Origin of the sequence: Sphingobium sp. AP49 (genome assembly GCF_000281715.2) — a bacterium.
Taxonomy (GTDB): domain Bacteria; phylum Pseudomonadota; class Alphaproteobacteria; order Sphingomonadales; family Sphingomonadaceae; genus Sphingobium.
In genome coordinates, this window is record NZ_CP124576.1 from 421,580 (window position 1) to 442,763 (window position 21,184).

The following is a 21,184-nucleotide window of genomic DNA, read 5'->3' on the forward strand; positions in this document are numbered from 1 at the left end:
TCAACAACCCGGCGTCACAGGTTTATATCCATTTGCCTTGCGCACCGAATGCGCGCCTTGAGCCTGGTGTCGCTCCACCGCCGGCAACGGCCTCTCGCCTTGCATCAGACGGCGTCGACAAGCGGCGGGGACGGAGGATGGAGAGCCCACTTTCTATCGAGAAAGGTATCGCCTTCTCATTGCCGTCCGACATCGAGCGCCCCTTTTGATCTCCCGATCCTGAGGCGACTTCATCTGGACGGTCCCTTCTCCGGACGCGACAGGGCCGGCTTCAACTCATGTTCGAAGAAATCGATGAATCCTGCCTGGTCGTCGCCAGGACAGGTCAGCACAATATGGTCGAAGCCAGCATCAACATATTGCGAGATCAAATGGACGTGGGCCTGGACATCCGGGCCAGCCGAAACCTTCGACGCCAGGTCCTCAGGCCGGACATACTGGCTTGCGGCTTCGAAGCCCTGGACTGAAGGAACCTCGCTGTTGACCGACCAGTCGAAGGCAGAGAAGCGAAACCTGTCATGAACGATGTCCAGCCCTTGCTGGGCGCTCGGCGCATAGCCAATGACTGCCTCGGCATATCGAGGCCCCGGGTTGCCGGCCTTCGCTTCATAACTCTTCACAAGCTCGCCATCGGGTGCGGTCGTCATGATACCATCGCCCTTTTCAGCGGCGAGTGTGACGGAGGATGGACCACTCACGCCCAGGACGACCGGTATAGGCTGGGTCGGAAGATCATAAAGCTGGGCGTGGTCGACAACAAAATGCGCGCCATTCCAGCTATGAACGCCGCCCTTCCACAGAAGGCGAAAAATGTCGATCGCCTCACCCAGCATTTCGTGGCGCTCGGGCACCGACGGCCACCGGGCGCCTGTGACATGTTCGTTCAGACGTTCACCCGCGCCGACCGCCAGGGCGAAACGATTGTCACTCATAACCGCGATAGTGGCGGCCGCCTGCGCGACGATGACAGGATGATAACGCAGGATCGGGCAGGTAAGGCCGGTCGCGATGCCGATGCGATCCGTAGCATGGGCGATGGCGCCAAGGACGCTCCAGGCAAAGGGGGCGTGGCCCTGTGACTCCAGCCAGGGGTGGAAATGGTCCGAAATGGACAGGAAATCGAACCCCGCTTTCTCTGCGCGAACAGCATTCTCCACGAGCACCTTCGGCCCGTGCTCCTCCGTCATCAGCTTGTACCCGAACTTCGGCATGGGCTTTTCCTTGTAGTGCTCGAGATGTTGCCGCCGCCCCTGTGCGAACCCCGATATCGGTCGGCGCCGCTTTCCAACGTCGGCTGCTCGTCAACCTGAACCCTGCTCAGGCAGGGATCAGGTTGACGGCGGTTAGCTTGGCGGCGGGCAGGCCTCCGGCTTTCGCCTGGGCGGTCAATGCTTCTTTGCGTGCAAGCATCAGATCCCGAAGCGCCACCAGGTCGACATCCGTCTCGCGACACTGCGCAAACATGCCTTCGCCGCGCATTTCTTCCTCATGGACGTGGTGCTTGATCTCTTCGGACAGAACGTTGACCTTGGCGTCGAAGAATCTGTCCTGCGTCGATCCAGCCTCGATGTCATTGATCAGCACCTTGGCACCATCATGCTCGACATAGGCCTCTTCAAGCGTGTCTGCCTCGATCCTGCCTTCAAACGCGGGATAGAAAATCTCTTCCTCGATCAGCGTATGGATATTGAGCTCGGTGCAAATCTGGTGAGCGATATCACCCTTCTTCTTTGCTGAAGCGGCTTTCTCATATTGTTCGAAAAGCTCTTCGACCGTGCGATGATCGGCCTTCAGAAGGGCGATGGCATCACTATATTCGGCCTTGGCCATGACAGATCTCCTCAGTGGTTTTATCCGCTAAGGAAGCCGCAAACAGACGATCGGTTCCGGCAGCCGCTTAACCTGATCCATCTCAATAATCTGCATCAGGGACGAACGCTTTAGCCTGCGCTTCGTGGGGAAAATCTCGATGAATACGGGCCGATCGTCACGCAATTGCCTTGGTGCCCCAAGACAGATTTGTTCGCCGATCGGCGCAACAGCGTTACAGAAGGCTGTAAAGGCCAGCGGCCGACGATCCGATCATCATGGCTGCCAGAAGTGCGGCTTCAATCTTGAGGATCAGGTTCGATCCATCACGGTCATTTTGTGCGTCAGGTTTCAAATATCTGCCTTAAAAAAATACCCCACCAACGCCGGCGGGGTAGTGTCGTCCTGAATATCAGAGGAACGAGAAGAACGAGGCCCCTCACGCATTTGTTCCGGACCTTATCGAATCAAGCCCACGAGGGCGGCGAACAGCGCCCCGCACAGGATGCCCAGCGCCAGGACACCATCTACCTCGAAAAAGGATGTTGCGCGGGCGGTGGGGTCAGTTTCTGGGCGGCGCAACGTTCGTCTCTCCAATGGGCGTTTGGAATGAAACGACCATTCTCGTCGATAGTTGCGCGGGTCAGTCGATCAGGCTGACAATCCCGGCAGCGGCGCTGATGATCATCATCGCAGCGAGCACAATGGCCTCGATGGTCAGGATCATGTCGGGACCGCTGCGCATCAGATATCGATCTCGCGGCGCTCCATCTCGTCCTCGATTGCCATTTCCTGTCTGGTCAACTCGTCCCGATCCTCGATTCTGTTGCAGACCGCGATCAGTTCCATGTCGGTCATTGCAGCGGCGGCAGCGGCGGCAGCGGCGGCTTTGAGGTGATCATCCATGATGATGGCTCCTTTCAGCAAGCAACCTAGCACTGATCGAGTTGGCGATCGCGTGCAAATCGAGCGGCGTGGGAATGGCACTGGCGCGACACGGCACCGTTCACGAAGAAAAGACCCTGCCGTTTCTGGCAGGGTCAGTGAACGATCGATCGTGAAGACAATCGTCGGGTCGCTCGAGTGAGATAGCAGCTTGATCAACGGGCGAAATCACCCGAACGGGGTATCATAGCGGGCAGATATCAGAATCTGCGGTAAGCCGCTCACATCAGCTCATTGGTCGTTAGCGTAACTCTGCCGCGACCTGCCCAAACGGCGGAAAGGGGTGGGTAGCGGACATGGATCTAGCTGCCGCGCAAAGTCAGCAACGCGCCCATTGTCGCCGTCCGGCGCTTCAATTCCGTTTCTCGGAAGCGGTCATTCATTCAGATATGCGCTGCCCATCTGGGGGGGGGAAGCTGTCGGTCGGCCGTCGACCTTCCCGGTCGTTCAGCACCCAATTTTACGCTCACAGGAGCGCCCCGGCAGCTTTCGAGCACGGAGCCCGACAAAGCAGCCGCCAAGTCGTTGCCCTCCCGCAGTAAAACGAGATGCGCGGGGAGTGGGCGTTTGTGGAAAGGCGATAGAACCGCTGAATCTCAGCCTAGACCAGTCCAGTATCCTTCTTCCCGGATTGCAAGGGTTTTCCCCAATAGCTGGCCACAAAGTTCCCCGGGATAACTTGCATGCATCAGCAGGAGGCGCACCGTGTCGCGAAAGTTCCAAGGAAAGATCGAACTCGACATCCGCGATTCCAAGCCGGACTGGGATGCCTTCCTCGACACCAAGGCCCCGGAAGGCGCGCCCAACGTCCTCGTCATCCTCTACGATGATACCGGCCAAGCGGCGTGGTCACCTTATGGCGGACGGATCGAGATGCCGACTCTCGATCGTCTGGCCAAGCACGGGCTGACCTACACCCAATGGCACACCACCGCGGTCTGCTCGCCCACGCGCTCCTGCTTCCTCACCGGCCGCAACCACCACGCCAACGGCTTCGGCTCGATCGCCGAGGCGGCGACGGGTTTTCCCGGCTATAACGGCCACATCCCACCCGAGAACGGCACGATCGCGCATATCCTCCGCAACGCCGGCTACAGCACTTTCTGGATCGGCAAGAACCACAACGTCCCCGTCGACGCGTTCAGCATCGGCGCGAGCAAGAAGGCTTGGCCGCTCGGGCTCGGCTATGACCGGTTCTACGGCTTCATCGGCGGCGAAACCAACCAATGGTATCCCGAGCTGATCGAGGACAACCACTTCATCGACCAGCCCAGCCAGCCCGAGGACGGCTATCATTTCTCGAAGGACATCGCCGACAAGGCGATCAGCTTCATCCGCGACACCAAGCAGTCCGAACCGGCCAAGCCCTGGTATATGTGGTACTGCCCCGGCGCCAACCACGCCCCGCACCATGCGCCGCAGGAATATATCGACAAGTACAAGGGCCAGTTCGACGACGGCTACGAAGCGTACCGTGGCTGGGTGCTCGAGCGGATGAAGGAACGCAGCATCCTGCCCGAGGATACCGAGCTTACCCCGATCAATCCGCTGCCCGACGACGTGCTCCCCGAAGGCGACCGCGTGCGGCCCTGGGACAGCCTCAGCGCCGACGAGAAGCGGTTGTTCAGCCGGATGGCTGAAGTCTATGCCGGCTTCTCCGAATATACCGACGTCCAGATCGGCCGGGTGATCGACTATCTCGAGGAATCGGGCCAGCTCGACAACACGCTGATCTTGTACTGCGCCGACAACGGCGCTTCGGGCGAGGGTTCGCCGAACGGCTCGGTCAACGAGAACAAGTTCTTCAACGGCGTGCCCGACGACATGGCCGACAATCTCGCGCTGATCGATAAGCTCGGCTCGGCCGACACCTACAACCACTACCCGACCGGCTGGGCGGTGGCGTTCTCGACGCCGTACAAGATGTTCAAGCGCTACGGTTCCTATGCCGGCGGCACCTGCGATCCAATGGTGATCCACTGGCCCGCCGGCATCAAGGCGGCAGGCGAGGTCCGCCACCAATATCACCACTGCACGGATATCGTGCCGACGATCCTCGAATGCTGCGGAATCGCTGTCCCCGACGAAGTCGACGGCATCAAGCAGGCCCCGTTCCCCGGGGTGTCGATGAAGTACAGCTTCGATGCCGCCGACGCGCCGACGACCAAGGAAACGCAGTACTACGAAATGGCTGGCACGCGCGGCATCTGGCACAAGGGCTGGAAGGGATCGACGCTGCATGGCCCGATGCCGTCAGACCAGGGCCATTTCGACGAAGACGTCTGGCAGCTGTTCGACACCACCAAGGACCGTGCCGAGGCCCGCGACCTCGCCGGCGAGCACCCCGAGAAGGTTGAGGAGCTCGAGGCGCTATGGCTCGCGGAGGCCAAGAAGAACAACGTCCTGCCGCTCAACGACAGCAGCGTCCAGGTCATGCACGCCGAGCTCGAATATCATGCCGCCGCGCCCAAGAGCGGGCGCTACGTCTTCTATCCCGACACCACCGAAGTGCCCGAGGCGACCGCGCCCCGCACGCTCGGTGCCTCGTTCAAGGCGCTCGCCGAGATCGAGTTCACCGGCGCCACCGAAGGAGTGATCTTCGCGCAGGGCTCGCGTTTCGGCGGCTTCTCGTTGTTCGTGAAGGAGGGCAAGCTGGTCTTCACCTACAACTTCCTCGGCATCCCACCCGAACAGCGGCTGTCGAGCGAGGCGCCCACCTCCGGCCGTCATGTCGTCGGGGTCGAATACGAAAAGCAACGCGTCGGCGAATACGGCGAAACCCATGGCACGATGAAACTTTATGTCGGCGACAAGGCGGTTGCGGACGGGGAGTTCCGCACCCAGTCCGGCCATTATGCGCTGTGCGGCGAGGGGCTGTGCATCGGCTATGACGGCGGCGACGCGGTGAGCAGCGAATACGGCTCCGCGTTCAGGTTCAGCGGCGGCAAGCTCGAAAAGGTGATCTTCGACGTCGCCGACGACCATTACATCGACGTCGAGCGCAAGATGGCCGCGGCGCTGGCGCGGGATTGAGGCCACCAACGCACAAGGAGGTCGTGATGACCGACACGCAAGCGCTAGAACAACAAGCGCCGTCTTTAGCGGCGGAAAACGGTGGCTCGACGGCGTCGCTGTCCGGCGTTGATTACACCTTCGACGGCGGCTGGCCGACGGGCGACACCGCACAGCGCGCGTACGACGATCTCGACCTGGTCCGCGCTCTCCAGATGTACCGGACCTTCTATCCCACCGTGTCGTGCTGGGCGATGTTCCACGGCAATGCGGAGATCGGCGTCTTCCCCAACCGGACCTGGGGCAGCATGAGCACGCTCCCCCGGCATGTCGGATTTACGCTCAATTCCGACACGCCCTACGGCGGCTTCCTGCTCGATCTTAGCATCGGACCGATCGTCATCGAGTTGCCGCCCGGCCCGCTGCTCGGCGCCGGGATGGACCTCAACCAGCGCTGGGTCGCCGATCTCGGGCTGCCAGGCCCCGACGCCGGCAAGGGCGGCAAGCATCTCTTCGTGCCGCCGGGCTATCAGGGCGAAATACCCGACGGCTATTATCTCTGCCATAGCACTACCTTCAAGGTGCTGACCGGCGTCCGCGCCATCCCGGAACACGGCGACCTCGACGGCGCCGTCGCGCGGCTCCGGTCGGTGAACGTGCACCCGCTCGAGCCTGCCGCCGTATGGGAGGGGCTGAAATGGATCGACATGTCTCCGGACCCGCAGGACACCACGCCGCTCAAGGTGGAGGACACTCTCGATTATTGGCGCGCGCTCCACGAAGTCGTCGACAGCGAACCCCCGTTCGAAGGCTATCGCGAGCATTATGGCGAGCTCGCCACGCTCGGCATCGCCAAGGGCCAGCCCTTCGCGCCCGACGAGCGGATGCGCGGCATCCTGGAGAAAGCAGCCAGGCTCGGCTGCCAGCAAATGCGGGTGCAGTCCTTCGCTGATCGCCGGCCGGACCGCGTCGTCTGGCCCGATCGACAATGGCAATGGGCCGGCCTACGCTACGAGAACGGCTCGTTCGACACCGAGAACTACACCGATACCTATGCACGCGAGAAATGGTTTTTCCAGGCGATCGCGACCTCGCCGGCGATGTTTCGGCGCGATACCCAAGCGGGCTCGCTCTATTGGCTTGGCCTGCGCGACGCGAGCGGTGCCTATCTTGAAGGCAGCAAGTCGTATCGGCTCAAGGTACCGCTGCCGGTGCCCGCGCGCCTGTTCTGGTCGGTGACCGTCTACGATACCGAGACCCGCAGCCAGATCGACACCGAACAGGGTAAGGCCGCGCTGCGCTCGCTGTTCGAGCTCGGCGATCTCCCAGGCGATGCCGCCGAGCTGTTCTTCTCCCCCGAGCCGCCCGAAGGTGACGCCGCGAAGCGCTGGATTCAAACGATCCCTGGCAAGGGTTGGTTCGTCTATTTCCGCATCTACGGCCCCGAGGGACCGGCGTTCGACGGGAGCTGGAAGCCCGGCGACTTCGAGATTTCGGACTGATACTGTTTCAAATCCAGGCACGCGGCCTCGAACATGATCACATTTTGGGCAATAGACGCTATCTATAGGCCTGCTGAACGGACGACCGGTTTCGCGTTTGCGTGAGCTCTCTGACTGCTATCCCGGCAACCCGGCTCTAAACCGGACAGTGGCCTACCGGCCAGTCTAGGGCATTCAGAATGGGCAAGTTGCCGGTCCGCACCCTGGGGGCGTGAATTGGGTGCTGGACGACCTGAAGGGTTGCGGGCCGAAGCTGCCTGCTGTGGGCTCCACGAGGATGTCGAGGGTTCAAAATCCCATAGATCAAAGCCGAAAGATAGAGCGCTGCCAGCTTTCTCCAGGATACTCAGGTCTATCCCCGATATCCCAAACCCTCCGACGGTGTAGCTTTGAGCAAACTTCGGAGGATTTTTATGCTGATCTTTCGGCTCAGAGTGTCGGCGATTCAACAGCTATGCGCGATTACTGCGCTTGGGAGTTGCCTGTGGACCGCGCCTTGCCATGCTTCGGAAGGCGGGGCTTCATTCTATCTGCTGGGCGGCAGCGGACCTGGGGCTGCGGTAATGCCACCCGTGGAGGGAGTGTTCTTCGATGACACTGTCTATATCTATGATGGCAAGGCGCAGGCAGATCGCGAATTCGTAATCGGCGGAAACGTTGTTGCAGGAGCACATGCGACACTCGTGGCGGATTTCGGCACTATCATGTGGGTGCCGACCACAAATTTTCTCGGCGGAACCTTGGCGCTGAGCGCCTCGCTGCCCGTTGGCGCCCCAATGGTCGGCGTCACTGCGGTGGTTAGCGGTCCAGGCGGTGGCAGCGCGTCCATCAGTCGACACGATTCGGCCCTTCTTGTTGGCGATCCTGTAGGCGCCGTTCTACTAGGCTGGAAAGCTGGGAAACTTCATTTCCAGGGTTCGGCGACCGTAAACGTCCCGGTCGGCAATTACCGCGATGGTCAACTCGCCAACGTCTCGTTCAACCGCTGGATCGTCGACTCATCTTTCGCGGCAACATGGAACGATCCCAAGGCGGGTTGGGATATCTCCGCAAAAGCCGGTTTCACATTCAACGGCGAAAATCCTGCAACTGATTACAAGACCGGAACTGAATTTCACCTCGAAGGCGCGGTCGAGAAGACACTCTCGCCCGCATTTTCGGCCGGCATCCAGAGCTATTATTTTAAGCAGGTGAGCGGAGACAGCGGCGCGGGAGCTGCGTTGGGTCCCTTCAAGGGAGAGGCGGCCGCGCTCGGCGCAACCGCTGCACTCAACGTCAAGATGGGAGGAGTGCCTGCAACCTTCCGGGTCCGCGCATTCAAAGAGTTCGACGTGACGAACCGATTGAAGGGGGAGGCATATTTTCTCAGCCTCACGCTACCACTCTCCCTGAATATTCCAGAAAGTGCCGCCGAGTGACGCAAAACACGTAATGTCGACGCTAGCCTTCAGCGTGAAGACCGGGCGGCTTTGCTACACAACCATACTTCAATACTGCGTTCTTAAGGTCATTGTGCCGAGAACCAGTAGGCTGACAAGCAGGTCCAAACGTCCCCGCGTGCGAAAGGGTTTGAAGGTCGTCATCATCAATATGCGTTGTGACCAGCAATATCAATTTCGTGATCGCCCAGATTTCTATTCCTACTAGCGGATGGATATTCGCACACTGATTGGGACGTTCACAACATGCAGCGGCCGCAGCGAATGTTTAGGCTGCATATTTTCTACGCCGCCGTGGCAGAAAGTGACGATCTGCTCGACTACCGCGCGCGCCAGGACAAGGCGCCAGAGCATAAGACTGAACTCCCAGCTCTTTTCGATCAACGCATAGCGCCGATCGCCGACCTCAACCGCCTTGCGATTACGCCCTTCACCCGCTCGTCGGTGCGCAGGGAGTTGTGCCGCAGGCCAGTCTCTTGCTCCGTTCGTGCAACAGCGCGATCAAAGTCTCGCTGTTGCAACTGGACAAGCATGTTCGCCCGAAAGCATAGGCTTACACTTCTGACGACGTGACGATCCGCGACGTAGCGCCAACGCCCGTTGCGATCATGGGGAATCGCGGCGATCCGGTGACGATCGGCGCGATGCTCCCGCGGTTCATCGACTGGCGAAAAGCAACCGGGCCATCGCCGAAGGCTAGTCCGATTTTCAACATCTCCCACTCCGATCCACGCACGTCACCCCGGCCGAATATCGCATAGACCTGTCCGTCGGAACTGATCGACCAATAGAGGCGAGCGGTGAGCGGATCCTGAATGGTATCATCCCCGGCGGACGCTGTGCAGTGCTACGTGTTGTCGGCAATACCGACAATCTCGAGCCTGCCGCCCTGTAGCTCTACAGCGATTAGTTGCCTGCCAGCGGGGAGGAGGCGCGCGATTTCCCATTAGCCCAAAATGACAGAAATCAGATAGTAGCCGCTATTTCGGGACCTGATGTAAACGGTCGTCCACGCATCAGTGCCGGAACGGCTTAGGTTGGTCGAGATCCGACGCCGCGCGAATGTCGGCTATCCCCAAGGCGCAGCCCTGAACCGGAATTCGCGTACCGGCCAATCGCGGTCGCTCGAACACCAGGCATTCGACGGCAACAAATGGTCGCTTCCAGATCTCCCGAACTGCCCACGCGCCCAAGTAGGATGATCCCGGCCCACCATATTCGGGGGAATATTAGAGGGTGTTTGTGGCCGAGATCGTCAGCAGCCTAGCGGGCTGAGCGGTAGGGTCAATTAGCATAAACACGAGCATGATGATCAGGCGTGCGCATGTGGTCGTTTCCAGATTGACCGGTTTTCGCCAGCGCCTGGGCGATTCGTTCCCTGAGCCAATCTCCAGATATCCTGTATCACTTCAGAATAACTGATTTTCGCTGCTGAGCAGATGTTCGCGACCAAACATTGCATCGACAGCGATGACCCCCCATAGGCGATCGCATGCGTGAACCGATGCAAGCCGCCATTCTCGCCGTGATAGAACGCGCGCCGATCTGGATCAGGCAGGATCTGACATCGAAGGATCCGCTGGCCCGCACGCGCGCGGAAGAGTCGCTGGCGATGATCATCGCCGACGCCCTCCAGAGGCAATCAGCACAAGCCGATTGATCAGGCGGCAACACCAGCGGTGCGCCTGAGTTCAGCGATGCGCTCGGCGCAGACTTCATGCACGACGCGGCCGAGCTCCTCGATCTGTTTGCCAAGCCAGCCGAGTTCCGCCTCGCTTATCTTGTAATGCTTTGAATAGCGGGCCTTCACATAGGCCTCCTTGAGCTTCTCCCAACGCGCCTGGTCGATGCGGCGCTCACGCGGCCAGATGTCGACCAGGCGGCGATCGAGGCGCTCGGCCTGGGTGCGCAGAAAGCCGATATTATGAACATGAGGAGTGTAGAAGGTCGTGACCAGAAGAACGCAATGATAGAGCCGCTCGGTCGCCTGATGTAGGTCGAAAGCGGCATCCTTTGTGTAGCCTTTCTCGATATCGAACTTCGCGATGTCGAACCGCTTCATTGCAGCAGGAAACCACTCCTCGAAATATTCCTGGGCCATGGCCAGCGCCTGGTCCGGCGTCTTGGGCTTGGGGACGTGGAGCTCCGTGTCCTCGACCTGATAGAGCGCAATGCCGTCTTCGCGCACGTCCATGAAGAAATAGCGGCCATGGGCAAGGCCATCATTCACCTCCTGGAGAGTGTGGACGATGAAGTTGACCGGCGTGCGGATTGCGTGGGTGATCGCAAGCTCGCGATTGAACCGGTCCTCGAGCTTCAGCCAATAATCGACCCGTTCGGTCAGGCGCTTGTCGTTGACGATGATGAGGATGTCATAGTCGGACTGATAGCCCTTGGCCGTGTGCGGTTCATCGACCCAGCCGCCCCTGGCATAGCTGCCATAGAGTATGATCTTTTCGATCCGGCCGCGCTTCTTCCAGCCATGGTTGGCGAGCGCCAGCGCATCCTCGAATTCCTCGAAGATGATCCGCACGACCCGCTCGAGTTCGCGCTGCTTGTCGCCGGGCAAATGATCCAGATCGGTCCGCATCACCCTATCCTAGCTTAGACCGCGTGGCGGCCGCAATGATGGGTCGGCCGATCATCAGTGCCTGTCTTCATTCTGCGCCGCAGGCTGCATCGCGGCGCGCGCTTCGGCATGCCACAGGCGCATGGCCGTCAGCGCGGCTGGAGTGAGCCTGACCAATATGCGGCGGCGATCGCGGGGATCGGCCACGCGTCTGACCACGTCCAGCGCCGCCAGCTTCTTGATCCATCGCTGTGTCGTTGCCGGCGCCAGGCCTGCGGCAATGCCGACCGCCGTGATCGGAAGATCGACGTCCTCGACCATGCAGGCATAGATATCGAGCATCACATCCCATGCCGGCTCGACGGACTGGACCAGCTCGGGAAGATCGGCGCGGCGGCGGCGCATCCGGATGATGGAGCGGATGAACGCTGCGTCATTATCGACCTGCGAGCCGTGGGCAGGATCCTCGCAAATGTTCCGGGGTTGGGCGCTTTCGGGCCGCGGGCTGCTTGCTGGCAGGATCATCGCAGGCCCGAGCCGCTGGCGCGGTTGCTCGGTCATCGCGCTCTGGTCCCGGAGTGGCTGTGGAAAAGCCTGTGGATAAGTCTGTGGACAAATCCAGCTTGCGAGGCGCCTTGCTGGTCTTCCCTTGATCTTGGATGAAAATGTGCGGGCCGGTTTTTCGGAATGCGCGCGTTCAACCACCATGGTCGCCGGCTGGCGGCGGCGACCAGGCCGGATCCGAGCCATGGCGCCTGACCCGATTGCAATGGCGGATGGTGGCGACAGCCAGAAATAGCATCTGCGGCACCGCCCAGAACACATTGCTGATCCAGTAGAGGACCGGGACGATCTGCGGATTGAGCAGCCGGATGACATGGCCCATGACGGCCAGCAGCTGACATGCCGTGATCGCCATCGGCCAGTAGCGGCGCGCGAACAGCATGATCGCGCCCAGCGCGAGCAGCATGGCGAGATCGACCGCGAAGATCGCCGACTGGAAGCCGTCTGGCGGGGGCGGCGCATGGATGGAAATCATGATCGAGGCGAAGATGCCGGCCAGGAAAATCGTGGCGGTGAGCCGTTCGGGGCTGCCGCCCCGGATAAGGGCATAGAAGCAGCAGACAGCCGAGAGGATCAGGAAGGCCAGAAGGATCATGGTTGCTTGTCCGCATTAGAGCTGGCCTTCCCCCTTTTTGCAATCGGGCTCAGGCGGCCGCCACGAGCGTGGCGACGGGTGCCGGCTGCGCCTTCGCCTGCTGGCAGGGCCAGGTGGGACCGAAGCTTTCGGGCGTCGCGCCGAAGCGCCGTGCGATCCGGCCATATTCTGCATGGGCTTCGACGATCGCGGTGCGGCTTTCCATATGCGCGTCGATCGCCCGCCGCAGCTTTGCGAGCGCCGGCTCGGCAATGCCCGCCGGCAACCCATGATCTTCCTGCACCCTGATCGTCGCGATGATGAGCTCTGCCGTCGAGACGATGCCGCTACCGGCGGATTTCTCGGCGAGCTGGACTGCGGCGGCGACAGTCATGATGCCGCCATGGAGCGGATGGTCGGTCGGCTTGGACATGCGCATTCTCCCTGCGCCACACCTGATGGCGCAACTGCTGTGATGCCGGTGCGGGAGATTTCAGTGGGAGAGGCTACGGAGAAAATCCGCGATGCTGAAGAGCATGCCAAGGCCAGCGCTGATCGCGAAGAAGCAGAAGCCGATCGCGATTGCGACCGCCAGCGTCAGCAGCGACCGCGTGGCCAGCGTCATTCCATCCGGTCTCGTTCCATCGAAAATTTCCTGCACGAGCAGGCCAAGGCTGACCTGCCCGCGAGGCGGGGTGACGGACCGCCTCTCACCCTGATGTCCATCCTCCGGTTCGGACGGCTCGATGGTGTTCAGGGCGTGGGGCAGAGATGCGGCAGGGGCGGTGGTTTCGGCTAGACCTAGCAAATCGCCCCCCATTTTCTCGGGGGTGTCGGCAATGACATGACCTGGGGCTTGCGAAACGACCTGGGCCAGATGATCGGCATAGAGAAGTGCCGCGTGGCGGCGATCGCGCGCGCCGATCTTGGTGACCGCGTCACGAATATAGGTATTGACGGTGCCCGGTCGGATATCGAGTGCGCGGGCGATATCCTCCGAACTTTTGAGGTCGCGTACCATCAGCAGGCATTCGCACTCTCGAGGCGTCAGGCGATCAAATGGCGTCTCGGTCATGCGCGGGTCTGGAACCTCTTGGCCTTTTCGGAACGATGTCCTTTTAGGCAATATTGGGTTGCAAATCTCAACGCATTATGACCGTCGATGGCAGTGCGATCTATCGCCGCACAGCCCTGCCCTTGCGCTGCGCGCCGTCTGCGCACGCCGGATGCTTGTTTGCGCTTTTAGTTTTCGCGGACCGCATGGGCCAGGTGCGGGGCAATGGCGCGGCGTCGTGCATGATATTGCTGCAACAGATGGGTAAGCGATTCCCAGCTCCCGGCGCGCGCGGTCTGGTCGATCTCGTCGATTTCGGCGGCGGCGCCGGCCAGCAAGTCCGCTTCCATGCGACGATAGGGACCCAGACGCGCCGCGGCATTGGCGATCGCCCGGTCGAGTTCGCCATTCCCGGCCGCCATGCCGATCGAACCGAACAGGATCGCGCTATGATCGGCGATGCCATTATGGCCATGGGGAATGTCGAGTTGCGCCTCCCCTGTCTCGATCCGTCGCAGCCCGACGCTAAGCAGCATCTCGTGCCAGTCGAGCAGCTGGTTGATGTCCGCTGCATCGAGCCGGGGCACATGGAAGCCTATCCCTGCCGTGGCCTGGACAAGGCGCTCACCACTGAGCCGATTGAGGCTGTCGCGCACCGGCGTGATGCTGACCCCGAGGTCCAGCGCCAGCTTGGTGGCCTCGAGGCGGAAGCCCGATGGCCAGGTCCCGGCAATCAGCCGCCGGCGGAGCGCGTCATAGGTGGGCTCGAGCACATGGGCCGGGCTCATCGCCCTTCTCCGGCGCGCTCGAGATACTGGGCGAGCATCGCCTCCTGGTCGGGCCGCAGCGCATCGATCGCGCCGACATGGTCCGGGATGCCGTCGCGGAGCAGGATCGAAGGACACTGGCCCTCATAATTGCCCAGATTGGGGCGATGCTGGGCATAGCCGGCCAAGGCGGCGAGTTCGGGACTGAAATTCCTGGCAATATCGGGTGGATAGGCGAGCCACTGATTCTCATAGGGTTTGAGCCAGCCCAGGCAGTAGCCGACCACGACCGCGCGCCTGCTGTCATGGCTTCTATTGGCGCCTGCGCCATGGGCCGTGGAGCCCAGGAAGACGATAGCACCGCCCGGCGGGCATTGCGCCACAATGGGTGCGCCCGGATCCGCCCTGGCCATGCCGGTCTCGCCATGGCTGCCCGGGTAGATCAGTGTCGCGCCATTCTCGCGCGTGAAGGGATCGAGCGGCCATATCACATTGACCAGATATTCATGGGCGCCCTTGGCGCCCTGCCACATGTCATGGTCACGATGCGGCAGCTGTTGCGCCTCGCCCGGCAATATCTCGATCGCCTGCATGACATTGAGCTGGATCCGGTCGCAGGCCGGCCTCAGCACCGTTTCGACCAGGTCCATTATGAGGGGGGTGAGGACGAGGGCTTGCGCATGGCGCGAGCGCTTGAGCAGCGCGCCAAAGCGCCTGGTCTTCTCGCCATAGAAGCGCCCCTGGCAGAGCGGCGTGGCGGCAAAGCTCGGTTCAAGATCTGCGGTAAGGGCGTGGATGATCCCTGGCGGCAACACGTTCTCGATGATGCAATAGCCCTGGCGCAGCAGCTTTTCCGTCGCGTCATCGGTGCTGGTCTGGGCGGCGATCATGCGCGCCGCCCCTGATGCGGCGCACTCAGGCGATAGCGAAGCGGCGCATGGATGCCGGCCCGCTCAAGCCCGATCAGTGTCTGTGCATCGACGTGGATGTGGAGAGCGACGAGCTCGTTGCGGCCGTGCTGGTACGGCTGGCCCAGGGCCTCGCACTGCCAGCCGAAGGTGCGGATCTGGTCGAACCAGGGACGCTCGGCAACACCGGTATAGGCGTGGATGTCGTTTGCCAGCGCATGATCGACAAGGGCTGTCACAAGCTGGTTGCGGGCGCTGCGCCGTTCGGGGGCATCAAGGTCGCGATCGAGGCAGAAGCGGGTAATCTCCCTGACATGCTTGCCCATGGGCACCGGTCCCGCACACAGATGCGGATAGAGATCGGCAAGAATATGGGGCCGGTCGGTGCGCAGCAGTCGCGCGGAGGCGCGGTGACGACCGTCCATATCGGTCAGCACGAGATAATGCGCATCGGGCGTGTCGAAATGATCGACCTCATAGCGGTCGGCAAGGACCGGCAGATCCCATTTGAGGAGGTCGATGAAGACTCGCTTGCGCGCTTCGAACATGGCGCGAAGCACCGCGTCCTCGTCGATGTTCGGGCTCTGGATGATCGGGGCTGCCATGCGCTGCTCCTGTCGCGGTTGAAGATGCGCGCATGACATCATCACCGCCTGGTCCCGCCTATACCCAGAAAGGGGGATGGCACCGCCGCGCGCATGGTGCGGCGGTGCGCAGGATCACAGCCGCTCGCGCCAGCGGAAGACGTCGGAGAAGCTGATGAGCCCGTCGAAGAGCGCATAGAGGATGAGCGAGGCGCGGTTGCTCGTGTCGTAGCGGTCGCGCGCTTCCTTCAGATGCTGGATCACCGTTTCCTTGCTGATGCCCAGGATCCTGGCGATCTCCCAATTGGTCTTGCCGCGCGCTGCCCAGAGCACGCAGTCGCGCTGCCGGTCGGTGAGTCGGGGCTTCTTTGCCGTGCGGCACCATCCGGACAGCCGGCTCGCCTGGGCGATCGCGATGGCGCCCAATATGTCGGCGATGGCGAGCATCCGCTCGGGGAGCGGGCGATCGGCACCCGTGACGAATGTGCAGCTGCCGGTGACTGTGCCAGGCAGGTGACGCGGGACCGTAAAGCCATCGACCATGCCATGTCTGCGCCCGGTCTCGAACGTGACCCGCTCGATCGGCGTCATGGGTATGAGCGCTTCGATATCGCGCCACCGAAAGCCCGACAGGCTGCTCTCGCCAGCCCTTCGGACCGGGTCGGTATGAGCGAGGTTGAAACCGATATAAACGTCCGCCCAGCTGGGCGGATAGCTGTGGAGAAGCATCGATGTCCCGCTAGGACCGCCAAGGCCGACCTCGACGCTGAGGGCGAAGCGATCGAACCCCAGCGCGAGGGCGATCCTGTCCATTGCCTCGTGGAGGGCGTCTGCCGACAGGGCACGAATGATGGTCTGACTGAGCGTCTCTATCTGTTCATGGTACATGACTTCGGATCTGCGTCCATGGCGGCGGGCCCAACCCGTTCCGCCATGAAGGCGCCCTTTCCCTGGCTCGGGCCGTTGGCGATGTCCCTCACGCCGCGCCGCAAGCGTTTCTGTCTGCCTCTGGCTGCAACCTTCTCCCTGCTCGCTGAAGGACTCTTCCGGTCTGCGGCGCAACTCTGCCCGAATGACCGGGGGTTTCAAGACAGATTTGTGACAGTCGCCGATTGAGGGGAGGTCTGCCGGCCCGGCCATGCCCGGCCGCGCTCTATCCCGATCCTGATCGGGACCCAGCCCCCTTTGGTCTGGGCCTGCCGGTGACGATCCCTTCCGCAGGATGAGGGGGGCTGCGGTCGCCGCGCGAGCGCGGCGGCGTCGGTCTGGCCGCTTCCTCTCAAAATCGGGAGTGGCCGGCGCTCCCTGCTAGGCGCGTCGCGGCCGGCGGCAAGCTGCTGCGCAGCTGCTCCATTGCCATTTCGCCCTGACGGTGCCGCCGCCCGCTCGAGCGCGCCTCTCCGCTCGCACGCTGCCGCCCACCCCCGCTTTTGCGCGGAAGCGGCTGTTGTGAGGTTCAAGAGCAGGAGGTTAATCATGCGTGGCAAGACCAGCGCTGATGCGCGCGGCGCAAGGAACATGTCGGATCGGGCCAGCCTCTATGATGAGGTGACCAGCCGGATCATCGGGGAACTGGAAGAGGGGCGTCTGCCATGGGTCCAGCCTTGGGGGAACGGGGCGGACCTTGCCCCCGGCCTGCCATGCAATGCCCTTACCGGCCGCGCCTATTCGGGCGTCAATATCCTCATTCTCTGGTCCACCGTGATCGAGCGGGAATATCCCTCGCAGGGCTGGCTGACCTTCAGGCAGGCGTTGAGCGCAGGCGGTCAGGTGAAGAAGGGCGAGAAGGGCACCACCGTCGTTTATGCCGATCGTTTCATCCCACAGGCCGAGCGGGACAAGGCGCGGGCCGGCGAGGAGGCCAAGGCCATTCCCTTCCTCAAGCGCTTTACCGTCTTCAATGTCGCGCAGTGCGAGGGACTACGACCGGGGCTGCTGCCTGATGTTGTGCCCGTGCCCGAGCGCGAGGCCATCCCCTTTGCCGAGGCGGTGATTGCAGCCAGTGGCGTCGAATTCCGGATCGGGGGCGACAAGGCCTATTATGCGCCTGCGGCTGACTTTGTCGCGGTGCCGCCGCAACAGGCCTTTTTCGAGCAGATCAACTATTATCGGACCTGCCTGCACGAACTGACCCATAATGCCGTGATCCGGATTATGCCGCATGGCTTCCGCTGGAAGCCGGTTTTCCGGGCATCGGCCATGCGGCTATTCGGCATAATCAGAGCCCTTCCAAGAACGCGAGGAGTTGATCGTCGGGCCGGAACCGGCCTGACGGAGTGGGCGGAGCCGCGACGCGAGCGAGCGCTTTCTCCTTCATCCGCATGTCGGCGTGGATGTAGATCTGGGTGGTCTCGACGTTCTCGTGACCAAGCCAGAGCGCGATCACCGCTGGATCGACGCCGTGGTGAAGCAGGTCCATCGCCGTGCTGTGGCGCAGCGTATGCGGCGTGACCCGCTTCGTGCCGATGCTCGGACACGCGCGCGATGCCGTGAGGCAGTGCTTACGCACCAGATGTTCGAGCGCATCGCGGCTCAGCCGTTCGCCCCGGATCGACGGGAACAGCGGTCTGCTCTCATCCTTGTCGTTGCCGATCCACGCCGCCAGCATCTTGCCCGTCTCGCGGCGAAGAGGGGTGGCGCGCTCCTTCCGCCCCTTGCCCATGCAGCGGATGTGCGCGCCGTTTCCGAGCACGACATCGCCGCGCGTGAGGCCGACCAGTTCGGATGCCCGGAGGCCGGTCTGAACCGCGAGCAGCAGCAGCGCATGATCGCGCCGCCCCGCCCATGTCGTGCGGTCCGGCGCTGCCAGCAATGCCGCCATTTCGTCGGCGTCGAGGAACGTCACCGTGCGCTTCACATAGCGCTTGTTCGGCATGGCGAGGATGCGCTGGCAGTGCAGCAGCCAGGTCGGATCGCTCATCGCCACGTAGCGGAAGAACGAGCGGATCGCGGCGAGCCGGGTGTTGCGGCTGCGCGCGCTGTTGCCACGCGTCGTCTCGGTATGGACGAGGAAGTCGGCGACCAGATCGGCGTCGATATCCTCGACCGTGAGCCTGACCGGCGGCTTGCCGTGGCGAGCGCTCGCATATCGGAGCAACAGCCGGAACGTGTCGCGATAGCCTGCGACCGTATGACGGCTCGCCTCCATCTGGACGCACAGCCGGTCGGTGAAGAAGCGCTGGATCAGCGCGGGCAAGGCAACCGCGCTCATTGGACTGCCTCCCGGCCATCGGCTGTTGCTCGCGCCATCGCCAGATCGAGCAGTTCCGGGACCGCTTCCAGATACCAGTATGTGTTGGAGGGATCGCTATGGCCCAGATAGGTCGTCAGCCGGATCATCTCGCGAGCCGGGTCTTTGCCCGTGCGATACCAACCGATCATCGTCTTCACCGCGAAGGTGTGGCGAAGGTCGTGGATGCGCGGCCCGCGACCATGCTTGCAGTATGGCTGATGAGCCCGAAGCCCGATCTGCTGGCAAGCCCGCGCGAAGTTGTAGCGGGCCGCGCAGTCGGTGAGCCTCGTCCCCTTGTCTGTGACGAACAGCGGCTTGGCCAGATGGCCGAGCAGCCGGTCGCGTTCGGCAAGATAGTCGATCAACGTCGCGACGACGCTCGGATCGAGCGGCAACAACCGCTCTTTGCCGAGCTTGCCCTGCCGGACGCGCAGCACGCCATGATCGGTATCGAGGTCATCACGATCGAGCCCGAGCGCCTCGTTGATCCTCAGGCCCGTGACCGCTATCAGCCCGAACAACGTCGAGCAGGTCAGCCCGCGCAGGCCGTAGATCGATGGCAGCGTTTCGGCCGCTGCGATGATCGACCCGATCTCGGCATCAGTGTAGATATGCGGGCGCGACCGCTGGAAGCCTCCCGGCAAGAGGCCGCGCGGCGGCGGTTCGTGCCCCGGATCGAAGCTGCTCAGCCACTGCGCGAACAGCCGCACGACGCTGAGCCTCGCCGCTCGCGTCGATGGGCAGGCTTCGGCCAGTGTGGCGTGCCAGCGCAGGAACAGCGCCGTATCGATATGAACGGCACCTTCGCGGTCGGCGAACCGGGTGAAGCGACGCAAGATGCGCTCGCTGGTGCCAAGGTCGTAACCGAGGCTGCGGCGAACGCTCAGATAGCGGTCGAGCTGGGAGGCGAGGCTCATTGCGCGCCTCCCGCCACCGGCCAGGGCTGCGCGACCGACCGCAGTCCGTCGATGTCGAGCCGGGCATATATCATTGTCGATGATCGGGAGCGGTGCCGCAGCACGTCGCCCACTTCGTCGAGCGACGCGCCCGTATTCACGAGCTGGGTGGCAAGGCTATGACGCAGAAGGTGCGATCCCACATAGGGCGTCGCCGGCTTCTTGCCGGTCGCCTTGAGGGCATCCTTGAGGATGGCGTTGACGATCTGCCCATCCTTGAACGGGCGATGCGGCGCGCGATGGGCGACGAACATCGTGCGGCAAGCCGCCGGTCCTCGCTCCTCGCGAAGATAGCGGCTCAGCGCGTCGCCGACCTCCACCGTGATCGGCAGGCGGTCGTGCAGCTTGCCCTTGCCGCGCACCGTAAGCTCGCCCGAGCGCCAGTCGATGTCGTCGAGCTGGATCGCAATGACCTCGGCCGCGCGCAGGCCAAGCCGGGCCATGAGCAACAGCATCGCATAGTCCCGCGCGCCGTGACGGGGATTGTCGCGCACGCAAGCCAGCACTGCCTCGACGCCTTCCGGCGACAGGTGGCGCGGCAATCGCGCTCCCCAGACCTTCGCCGTCTTCGGCACGCTCAGCGCCAGATTGGTCGCCGTGGCCCCGCAGCCGAACAGATATTGAAGGAAGATACGGACATGGGTGGCGACCGTCTTGTCGCGACGGGCGGTGGTCAGCACATGTTCCATGAAGCCGATCACGTCGGCGGGACGCAGGCTGCCCGGATCGATTATCGTCTCGCCGAAGCGATCGTCGAGGAAGCGGCGCGCGAAGCCTATCGTATGGGGGATGCTCCGCGGACTGAGGCCGCGCTGTTTGACGAGATAGGTCTCGAAGTCCGCCAGCAGTGTCGCGCGCGCCTGCTGCACCTCGGTCAATGGCACCGGCTGCGTCACGCCGATATCGAGCAGATGCTGCGCGAAGCGACGGGCCAACTTATACGGCCATGCCGTGCCCGCATGCTTGCGCGGCACTTTGCGGCCCACCTGCTCGGCCATGTCGAGGGTCAACGCCGGAGGGTCGATCCCCTCAGCATCCATCACGTGGCCCACTTTCCGCAGGATCCATCGATAGGCATTGATCGTGGCGGGTGTGTAGTTCTCCGCCGCAAAACTCTCGGCGAACGAGTCCAGATAAGGCTCGATGCTGGTCTGCAAATATTGAGGCATGATCGTCGTGCTCCATGTCGTTGGAGCGACGAAGATTATGCCGAATGGGATTGGCGCGATCATACTGCCAACCGCGCGCTGCCGATCAGATGCGGCATAA

20 protein-coding genes and 1 pseudogene are annotated in these 21,184 nt (G+C 62.3%); 6 read left to right on the forward strand and 15 right to left on the reverse strand.

From position 1 onward, the window contains the following. Positions 1-230 precede the first annotated feature (230 nt). The 3 genes from PMI04_RS01995 to PMI04_RS02005 form a co-directional block, all read right to left on the reverse strand. Complete coding sequence (locus PMI04_RS01995; RefSeq protein ID WP_007714911.1) at positions 231-1,211, reverse strand: TIGR03557 family F420-dependent LLM class oxidoreductase; 981 nt, start codon at positions 1,209-1,211, stop codon at positions 231-233. 106 nt (positions 1,212-1,317) lie between these two features. Further along, positions 1,318-1,830 carry a hemerythrin domain-containing protein gene (locus tag PMI04_RS02000; RefSeq protein ID WP_007714909.1) on the reverse strand — a complete coding sequence of 171 codons (513 nt, stop codon included), beginning with the start codon at positions 1,828-1,830 and terminating at the stop codon, positions 1,318-1,320. Positions 1,831-2,553: 723 nt separating this feature from the next. Further along, positions 2,554-2,715 (reverse strand): hypothetical protein, encoded by a 162-nt coding sequence (locus tag PMI04_RS02005; protein ID WP_007714903.1) that lies wholly within the window; start codon positions 2,713-2,715, stop codon positions 2,554-2,556. 744 nt (positions 2,716-3,459) lie between these two features. Between PMI04_RS02005 and PMI04_RS02010 the strand changes: the two genes are divergently transcribed. The 5 genes from PMI04_RS02010 (at position 3,460) to PMI04_RS02025 (ending at position 10,367) form a co-directional block, all read left to right on the forward strand. Further along, positions 3,460-5,787: an arylsulfatase gene (locus PMI04_RS02010; protein ID WP_007714900.1), complete on the forward strand. Its 2,328-nt coding sequence runs from the start codon at positions 3,460-3,462 to the stop codon at positions 5,785-5,787. 26 nt (positions 5,788-5,813) lie between these two features. Then, complete coding sequence (locus PMI04_RS02015; protein WP_007714898.1) at positions 5,814-7,268, forward strand: DUF1254 domain-containing protein; 1,455 nt, start codon at positions 5,814-5,816, stop codon at positions 7,266-7,268. A gap of 413 nt (positions 7,269-7,681) precedes the next feature. Further along, positions 7,682-8,686, forward strand: coding sequence for a transporter (locus tag PMI04_RS02020; protein WP_007714894.1), 1,005 nt, complete (start codon positions 7,682-7,684; stop codon positions 8,684-8,686). A gap of 629 nt (positions 8,687-9,315) precedes the next feature. Beyond that, entirely contained in the window at positions 9,316-9,468 is a 153-nt protein-coding gene (locus PMI04_RS21255) for a hypothetical protein (RefSeq protein WP_349293598.1), read from the forward strand. Between the two features lie 731 nt (positions 9,469-10,199). Continuing rightward, positions 10,200-10,367, forward strand: coding sequence for a DUF6771 family protein (locus PMI04_RS02025; RefSeq protein ID WP_007714889.1), 168 nt, complete (start codon positions 10,200-10,202; stop codon positions 10,365-10,367). Here the strand turns inward: PMI04_RS02025 and PMI04_RS02030 are convergent, their stop codons facing one another. The 9 genes from PMI04_RS02030 to PMI04_RS02070 all read right to left on the reverse strand — a co-directional run bounded on the left by PMI04_RS02030 (position 10,368) and on the right by PMI04_RS02070 (position 16,615). After that, the gene (locus PMI04_RS02030; RefSeq protein ID WP_007714884.1) at positions 10,368-11,297 is read right to left on the reverse strand and encodes a HEPN domain-containing protein; all 930 of its coding nucleotides are present in this window, start codon (positions 11,295-11,297) and stop codon (positions 10,368-10,370) included. It abuts the gene before it with no gap. A 54-nt stretch (positions 11,298-11,351) separates the two neighbouring features. Further along, positions 11,352-11,984, reverse strand: coding sequence for a MarR family winged helix-turn-helix transcriptional regulator (locus PMI04_RS02035; RefSeq protein ID WP_238536007.1), 633 nt, complete (start codon positions 11,982-11,984; stop codon positions 11,352-11,354). Then, positions 11,974-12,435, reverse strand: coding sequence for a hypothetical protein (locus PMI04_RS02040; RefSeq protein WP_007714880.1), 462 nt, complete (start codon positions 12,433-12,435; stop codon positions 11,974-11,976). The genes PMI04_RS02035 and PMI04_RS02040 overlap by 11 nt, the downstream gene beginning before the upstream one ends. A gap of 49 nt (positions 12,436-12,484) precedes the next feature. Then, a complete protein-coding gene (locus PMI04_RS02045; RefSeq protein WP_007714878.1) occupies positions 12,485-12,847 on the reverse strand; it encodes a hypothetical protein in 363 nt (120 codons plus the stop codon). 60 nt (positions 12,848-12,907) lie between these two features. Further along, entirely contained in the window at positions 12,908-13,489 is a 582-nt protein-coding gene (locus PMI04_RS02050) for a helix-turn-helix transcriptional regulator (RefSeq protein ID WP_007714876.1), read from the reverse strand. 167 nt (positions 13,490-13,656) lie between these two features. Then, positions 13,657-14,256 carry a GntR family transcriptional regulator gene (locus tag PMI04_RS02055; protein ID WP_007714874.1) on the reverse strand — a complete coding sequence of 200 codons (600 nt, stop codon included), beginning with the start codon at positions 14,254-14,256 and terminating at the stop codon, positions 13,657-13,659. Continuing rightward, positions 14,253-15,125, reverse strand: a complete 873-nt coding sequence (locus PMI04_RS02060; RefSeq protein ID WP_007714871.1) for a phytanoyl-CoA dioxygenase family protein — start codon at positions 15,123-15,125, stop codon at positions 14,253-14,255. The genes PMI04_RS02055 and PMI04_RS02060 overlap by 4 nt, the downstream gene beginning before the upstream one ends. Beyond that, on the reverse strand, positions 15,122-15,748 hold the full coding sequence (locus PMI04_RS02065; protein WP_007714869.1) for an acyl-homoserine-lactone synthase: 627 nt from the start codon (positions 15,746-15,748) through the stop codon (positions 15,122-15,124). The genes PMI04_RS02060 and PMI04_RS02065 overlap by 4 nt, the downstream gene beginning before the upstream one ends. Positions 15,749-15,862: 114 nt before the next feature. Next, entirely contained in the window at positions 15,863-16,615 is a 753-nt protein-coding gene (locus PMI04_RS02070) for a LuxR family transcriptional regulator (RefSeq protein ID WP_007714868.1), read from the reverse strand. A 588-nt stretch (positions 16,616-17,203) separates the two neighbouring features. Here PMI04_RS02070 and PMI04_RS02075 point away from each other — a divergent pair. After that, a pseudogene (locus tag PMI04_RS02075) lies at positions 17,204-17,863 on the forward strand (ArdC-like ssDNA-binding domain-containing protein); the annotation flags it as partial. A gap of 82 nt (positions 17,864-17,945) precedes the next feature. Here the strand turns inward: PMI04_RS02075 and PMI04_RS02080 are convergent. The 3 genes from PMI04_RS02080 to PMI04_RS02090 are packed head-to-tail and all read right to left on the reverse strand — an operon-like array spanning position 17,946 to position 21,084. Beyond that, the gene (locus PMI04_RS02080; RefSeq protein ID WP_007711089.1) at positions 17,946-18,938 is read right to left on the reverse strand and encodes a tyrosine-type recombinase/integrase; all 993 of its coding nucleotides are present in this window, start codon (positions 18,936-18,938) and stop codon (positions 17,946-17,948) included. Further along, positions 18,935-19,876: a tyrosine-type recombinase/integrase gene (locus PMI04_RS02085; protein WP_007711087.1), complete on the reverse strand. Its 942-nt coding sequence runs from the start codon at positions 19,874-19,876 to the stop codon at positions 18,935-18,937. Before PMI04_RS02085 ends, PMI04_RS02080 begins: the two co-directional genes overlap by 4 nt. Beyond that, positions 19,873-21,084 carry a tyrosine-type recombinase/integrase gene (locus PMI04_RS02090; RefSeq protein WP_007711085.1) on the reverse strand — a complete coding sequence of 404 codons (1,212 nt, stop codon included), beginning with the start codon at positions 21,082-21,084 and terminating at the stop codon, positions 19,873-19,875. The genes PMI04_RS02085 and PMI04_RS02090 overlap by 4 nt, the downstream gene beginning before the upstream one ends. Positions 21,085-21,184 lie beyond the last annotated feature (100 nt).

What these genes read in the sequence shown, in the direction of transcription:
- PMI04_RS01995 (WP_007714911.1), bottom strand. Translation starts at nt 1,211, where the DNA reads ATGCCGAAGTTCGGGTACAAGCTGATGACGGAGGAGCACGGGCCGAAG.
- PMI04_RS02000 (WP_007714909.1), bottom strand. Translation starts at nt 1,830, where the DNA reads ATGGCCAAGGCCGAATATAGTGATGCCATCGCCCTTCTGAAGGCCGAT.
- PMI04_RS02005 (WP_007714903.1), bottom strand. Translation starts at nt 2,715, where the DNA reads ATGGATGATCACCTCAAAGCCGCCGCTGCCGCCGCTGCCGCCGCTGCA.
- PMI04_RS02015 (WP_007714898.1), top strand. Translation starts at nt 5,814, where the DNA reads ATGACCGACACGCAAGCGCTAGAACAACAAGCGCCGTCTTTAGCGGCG.
- PMI04_RS02020 (WP_007714894.1), top strand. Translation starts at nt 7,682, where the DNA reads ATGCTGATCTTTCGGCTCAGAGTGTCGGCGATTCAACAGCTATGCGCG.
- PMI04_RS21255 (WP_349293598.1), top strand. Translation starts at nt 9,316, where the DNA reads ATGGGGAATCGCGGCGATCCGGTGACGATCGGCGCGATGCTCCCGCGG.
- PMI04_RS02025 (WP_007714889.1), top strand. Translation starts at nt 10,200, where the DNA reads ATGCGTGAACCGATGCAAGCCGCCATTCTCGCCGTGATAGAACGCGCG.
- PMI04_RS02030 (WP_007714884.1), bottom strand. Translation starts at nt 11,297, where the DNA reads ATGCGGACCGATCTGGATCATTTGCCCGGCGACAAGCAGCGCGAACTC.
- PMI04_RS02035 (WP_238536007.1), bottom strand. Translation starts at nt 11,984, where the DNA reads ATGGTGGTTGAACGCGCGCATTCCGAAAAACCGGCCCGCACATTTTCA.
- PMI04_RS02040 (WP_007714880.1), bottom strand. Translation starts at nt 12,435, where the DNA reads ATGATCCTTCTGGCCTTCCTGATCCTCTCGGCTGTCTGCTGCTTCTAT.
- PMI04_RS02045 (WP_007714878.1), bottom strand. Translation starts at nt 12,847, where the DNA reads ATGTCCAAGCCGACCGACCATCCGCTCCATGGCGGCATCATGACTGTC.
- PMI04_RS02050 (WP_007714876.1), bottom strand. Translation starts at nt 13,489, where the DNA reads ATGACCGAGACGCCATTTGATCGCCTGACGCCTCGAGAGTGCGAATGC.
- PMI04_RS02055 (WP_007714874.1), bottom strand. Translation starts at nt 14,256, where the DNA reads ATGAGCCCGGCCCATGTGCTCGAGCCCACCTATGACGCGCTCCGCCGG.
- PMI04_RS02060 (WP_007714871.1), bottom strand. Translation starts at nt 15,125, where the DNA reads ATGATCGCCGCCCAGACCAGCACCGATGACGCGACGGAAAAGCTGCTG.
- PMI04_RS02065 (WP_007714869.1), bottom strand. Translation starts at nt 15,748, where the DNA reads ATGGCAGCCCCGATCATCCAGAGCCCGAACATCGACGAGGACGCGGTG.
- PMI04_RS02070 (WP_007714868.1), bottom strand. Translation starts at nt 16,615, where the DNA reads ATGTACCATGAACAGATAGAGACGCTCAGTCAGACCATCATTCGTGCC.
- PMI04_RS02080 (WP_007711089.1), bottom strand. Translation starts at nt 18,938, where the DNA reads ATGAGCGCGGTTGCCTTGCCCGCGCTGATCCAGCGCTTCTTCACCGAC.
- PMI04_RS02085 (WP_007711087.1), bottom strand. Translation starts at nt 19,876, where the DNA reads ATGAGCCTCGCCTCCCAGCTCGACCGCTATCTGAGCGTTCGCCGCAGC.
- PMI04_RS02090 (WP_007711085.1), bottom strand. Translation starts at nt 21,084, where the DNA reads ATGCCTCAATATTTGCAGACCAGCATCGAGCCTTATCTGGACTCGTTC.